This window comes from Streptomyces sp. CO7 (assembly GCF_053474865.1).
This window is the reverse complement of sequence record NZ_JBRIOU010000002.1, coordinates 210,129-214,232: the sequence shown is the minus strand read 5'-3', so window position 1 is coordinate 214,232 and position 4,104 is coordinate 210,129. Positions and strand designations below refer to the sequence as shown.

Below are 4,104 nucleotides of genomic sequence, written 5' to 3'. Positions count from 1 at the left end.
GTACGAGGCCGGGCGTCCTGGTGCGGGCGCGGTGGCGCGGGCCGAGCGTCACCCATGCGGGCACGGAGGTGCGGGCCAGGCGTCCCCGGTGCGGGCACGCGGCTGCGGGCACGGGCGTCCCGGTGCGGGCGCGGGGGCGCTCAGGCCAGGCCGCCGTTGGCGAAGAGCACCTGGCCGTTGACCCAGCGGCCGGGACCGGCGAGGAAGGCGACGGTCTCGGCGATCTCCTCGGGGGTGCCGAGCCGCTCCGCCGGGTTCATGGCGGCGATCGCGCTGATCTGCTCCTCGCTCTTGCCGTCCACGAAGAGCGGCGTCGCGGTGGGGCCGGGGGCGACGGCGTTGACGGTGATGTCCTTGCCCCGCAGTTCCCGCGCCAGGATCAGGGTCATCCCCTCCACCGCCGCCTTGGAGGCGACGTACGCCGCGTAGGCGGGGAACTGGGTGCGGGTCACCGACGTGGAGAAGTTGACGATCGCCCCACCCGGCCGGAGCCGGAGCGCCGCCAGCTGGGACACCACGAAGGCGCCGCGGATGTTGGTCCGGTGCATCCGGTCCAGGTCGGCGAGGTCCAGCGTCGCGATGGGCGACAGGAGCATGATCCCGGCGGTGTTCACGACGACGTCGATCCCGCCGAAGGCCTCCTCGATGGCGTCGAACGCCCTGGCCATCGCCTCCTCGTCGGCGACGTCCCCGCCCACCGCGATCGCCCTTCCCCCGGAGGCGGTGACCTGGTCACGGGCCTCCTCGGCCCGCGCCGCGTTGCCCGCGTAGTGCACGGCCACGGCATACCCGTCGGCGGCCAGCCGCTCCACGACGGCCCGCCCGATGCCGCCGGACCCGCCGGTCACCAGGGCCACCCTTCCTGCGGTGCTGTCGGTCATGGCTGCACTCCTCCTAGAATATGGACGTACTGTTCATATGAAAGGCTACGACGAAATGAACAGACTGTCCACAAGACGAGCGGGGTGACGTGACGATGCCCGAGAACGAGACCGCCACGGGCGGGCGGCCCGGCCGCGGTCGGCGGCCGGCGGCCGAAGTGCGTGCGGCGGTGCTCGCCGCGGCGGGCCGAGTCCTGCTGGACGAGGGCCTGCAGGCGCTCACCTTCGACCGGGTGGCCCGGGAGGCGGGGGCGAGCCGGACCACCCTGCACAAGTGGTGGCCCTCCCCCGGCGCGCTCGCCGCGGAGGCGTACTTCGCCCGCAGCCGTCCGGTGCTCGACTTCCCCGACACCGGCGACCTGCGCGCCGACCTGATCACCCAGCTCGGCGCCTTCGTCCGCTGGCTGAAGGAGGAGGGCGCGGAGCGGCCCGTCTCCGAACTGGTCGGCGCCGCCCAGCTCGACCCCGGCCTGGGCCGCGCCTTCGCCGAGGAGTACGGGCGCCCCCGCCGCGAGCTGGCCCGCGCCCGGCTGCGCACCGCCCAGCGGCAGGGGGTGCTCCGCGAGGACGCCGACCTCGACATCGTGGTCGACCAGCTGTGGGGCGCCCTCTACCACCGGATGCTGGTCCTCAAGGCCCCGTTCGACGCGTCGGTCGTCCCCCGCCTGGTCGACCACGCCCTCCACGGGGCGGCGCCTCGGTAGACCGGGTACGCAGCGGGACGGTAACCCTCCCACGCCGCTCCCACCTGGCCACCTGCATACTGCCGGTCCACCCTCAGCGTCTCGACGCCCGTCATGAAGGACCGCCCCGGCCATGGTCTACCTCGTCCTCGCCTGCCTGCTCTGGCTCTGGTACGCCCTGCTGCCGCTGCGGTGGCAGACCTCGCGTATGTCGGGCCCCGATGCCGCCCTGCGGCGGGCGTCGAGAGCCGCTGTCCGGGGGCGCTGGGAACCCGTCGCCCAGCTCTTCGAGGACACCGGCCGGGACTGGGAACGCCGGAGCCATTACGCCAAGCACTTCGGGCACCTCGCTGCAGAGAGGAACAACCGTTGGCTGACGGCGTGGGAGGAGGCCCGTCCCGAAGACCCGGACTCCGCAGTGGTGAGGGCGCAGGCCAGGGTCTCCTACGCCTGGAAGCTGCGGGGCCCCAGGTTCGCGGACCACACGTCGGAGCTCCAGTTCGAAGGGTTTCACCGTGAGTTGCGGGCATCCGGGCACGCCATCGAGCGCGCTGCGAAGCTCTGCCCCGACGATCCCTCTCCCTTCGTCGCGGAGATCTGGAGGGCGCTCGGACTGGGCTACGGCCCTGGGAGGATGCAGGCCGTGTGGTCCGAGGTCACAGCCCGCGCGCCGCACCAGATGGACGCGCACCTCGGTGCCCTCCAGTACTGAACCGCGAAATGGAGAGGCTCCGAGGGGCTCGTGCGGGAGTTCGCCGAGAAGGCCGCGGCCGAGGGGCCGCCGGGCAGTCTGCTGGCCACGCTGCCGCTGTTCGCCTGGTACGAGAATCACGCGGCAGAGGACGCTGACGCCGGCTTCGGCAGCGCGCGGGTACGGGTGATGGTCGACGCGGCGCTCCGGGACGTGGCGCTCGCCGACCCGGGCCACCCGCAGCTTCCCTACGTGCGGCAAATCCTGGGGTACTTCCTCTACCGTCAGGGGCGGTACGTGGAGGCGGAGAAGCAGTTCCGCGAGGTCGACGGCTACACGCACGGCGTCCCATGGCGCTATCACCGCCTGGGGTGGCTCCACTACCGAGTGGTCCGCACGAGTACGGCCCGTAAGGCCTTCTTCGGACGCCGGGCTCGCCGACACCTCTGATCACGGGAGACGGCGCGGGGCAGCCCCTCCCCCTCCGCGCCGGGACCGGCCGGGATGCGCCACCGAGCCGTCACCGCGGCATCCACCGCCTCCGTTCCCCCGCTCGCGCGTGGTCGAGCAGGGAAACGGCACCCCGGGGACCGGCCGCCTCGGTCAGAGGAGGCCGTGGCGGGGTGGGCGGGTTCCGTGGAGGGTGTGGCGGCCGATGTGCTGGATCTTCCAGCGGGCGGGGTCGTGCAGGGTGTGGGTGCGGGCGTCGCGCCAGTAGCGGTCGAGGCGGTGGGAAGCGAGGGCGGAACGGGTGCCGGAGACCTCGAAGAGGGCGTCCGCCACCTCCACGGCCGCCTTCCCGGCGGTCACCTTGGCGGCGGCCACGGCGATCGACGCCTCGGCCGCGGTGTCGTCGGTCAGGTCCGCGCGGGCTGCGTCGACGGCACGGGACGCCGAGCTCAGCAGCGCCTCGGCGGCCCTCACCTGGACGGCGAGCTCACCGAAGCGCTGGATCAGCAGCGGGTCGTCGAAGGCCTCGGGGTAGCCGGCCTCGACCCCCTCGAACCACGGGCGGGACTTGGTCCGCACGAACGCCACCGCCTCGCCGAGGGCGCCGTCCGCGATCCCGGCGTCGATCGCCGCGTGCAGCAACTGGGCGACCGCGCCGTGCAGTTGCGGGCTGCGGAAGGTGAGGTGGTGGGGCAGGATCCGGTCACCCGGCACCCGCACCGCCGCGAGCCGGACGGTGCCGCTGGCCGTGGTGCGCTGGCCCATGCCGTCCCAGTCGTCGACGACGGTCACCCCTTCGGCGTCCCGCGGCACGTAGGCGACGTGCGGTTCGCCGTCCTCCGCCCGGGCCAGCACGGGGATCCAGTCGGCGAACAGGGCGCCCGTGCAGTAGTCCTTGGTCCCGGTGAGCAGGTACGAGCCGTCACCCAAGGGCTCGAGCCGGGTGCGGATGTCCTGGACGTGCCGGGTGCCGGCCTCGGACTGGGCGTTGCCCAGGCGGGCTCCGGCCAGGATCTCGCCGAAGAAGAACTTCCGCTGCTCGTCGGTGCCGTGCCGGCGCAGCACGTTGACGTACACGAAGTGGCTCTGCGGGATCTGCGCCAGGCTGGCGTCCGCGGAGGCGAGCAGGCGGAAGACCTCGGTGAGGGTCTCCTGGCGCACGTCAGCGCCGCCGTACTCGGCCGGCACGGTCACCCCCAGCAGTCCGGACGCCGAGAGCTCGCCCAGTTCCTGCTCGGGCAGCCGGCGTTCGGCGTCCCGGTAGGCGGCCTCGGGCCGGAACCGCTCGGCCAGCTCCGCCGCGACGGCGAGGGCCTCCGCGTCGTCGGCGATCACGTGGGCGGGCGGGGACAGGTACGGGACGGTGGCTGTCATGGTCTCTGCTTTCCGTCGGGAACGC

At 73.3% G+C, this 4,104-nt stretch carries 5 protein-coding genes; 3 read left to right on the top strand and 2 right to left on the bottom strand.

Going from position 1 to position 4,104, the window contains the following annotated elements:
- Window positions 1–140: 140 nt before the first annotated feature.
- Entirely contained in the window at window positions 141–881 is a 741-nt protein-coding gene (locus ACOV8S_RS02870) for an SDR family oxidoreductase (RefSeq protein ID WP_448315931.1), read from the bottom strand.
- Between the two features lie 95 nt (window positions 882–976).
- Between ACOV8S_RS02870 and ACOV8S_RS02865 the strand changes: the two genes are divergently transcribed.
- The 3 genes from ACOV8S_RS02865 (at window position 977) to ACOV8S_RS02855 (ending at window position 2,705) form a co-directional block, all read left to right on the top strand.
- Complete coding sequence (locus tag ACOV8S_RS02865) at window positions 977–1,585, top strand: TetR/AcrR family transcriptional regulator C-terminal ligand-binding domain-containing protein (RefSeq protein ID WP_448315930.1); 609 nt, start codon at window positions 977–979, stop codon at window positions 1,583–1,585.
- 112 nt (window positions 1,586–1,697) lie between these two features.
- Complete coding sequence (locus tag ACOV8S_RS02860) at window positions 1,698–2,276, top strand: hypothetical protein (protein WP_448315929.1); 579 nt, start codon at window positions 1,698–1,700, stop codon at window positions 2,274–2,276.
- Between the two features lie 30 nt (window positions 2,277–2,306).
- Window positions 2,307–2,705, top strand: a complete 399-nt coding sequence (locus ACOV8S_RS02855) for a hypothetical protein (RefSeq protein ID WP_448315928.1) — start codon at window positions 2,307–2,309, stop codon at window positions 2,703–2,705.
- Window positions 2,706–2,858: 153 nt separating this feature from the next.
- Here ACOV8S_RS02855 and ACOV8S_RS02850 read toward each other — a convergent pair whose 3' ends face one another.
- Window positions 2,859–4,079: an SfnB family sulfur acquisition oxidoreductase gene (locus tag ACOV8S_RS02850; protein WP_448315927.1), complete on the bottom strand. Its 1,221-nt coding sequence runs from the start codon at window positions 4,077–4,079 to the stop codon at window positions 2,859–2,861.
- Window positions 4,080–4,104 lie beyond the last annotated feature (25 nt).

What these genes read in the sequence shown, in the direction of transcription:
- ACOV8S_RS02870 (WP_448315931.1), bottom strand. Translation starts at nt 881, where the DNA reads ATGACCGACAGCACCGCAGGAAGGGTGGCCCTGGTGACCGGCGGGTCC.
- ACOV8S_RS02865 (WP_448315930.1), top strand. Translation starts at nt 977, where the DNA reads ATGCCCGAGAACGAGACCGCCACGGGCGGGCGGCCCGGCCGCGGTCGG.
- ACOV8S_RS02860 (WP_448315929.1), top strand. Translation starts at nt 1,698, where the DNA reads ATGGTCTACCTCGTCCTCGCCTGCCTGCTCTGGCTCTGGTACGCCCTG.
- ACOV8S_RS02850 (WP_448315927.1), bottom strand. Translation starts at nt 4,079, where the DNA reads ATGACAGCCACCGTCCCGTACCTGTCCCCGCCCGCCCACGTGATCGCC.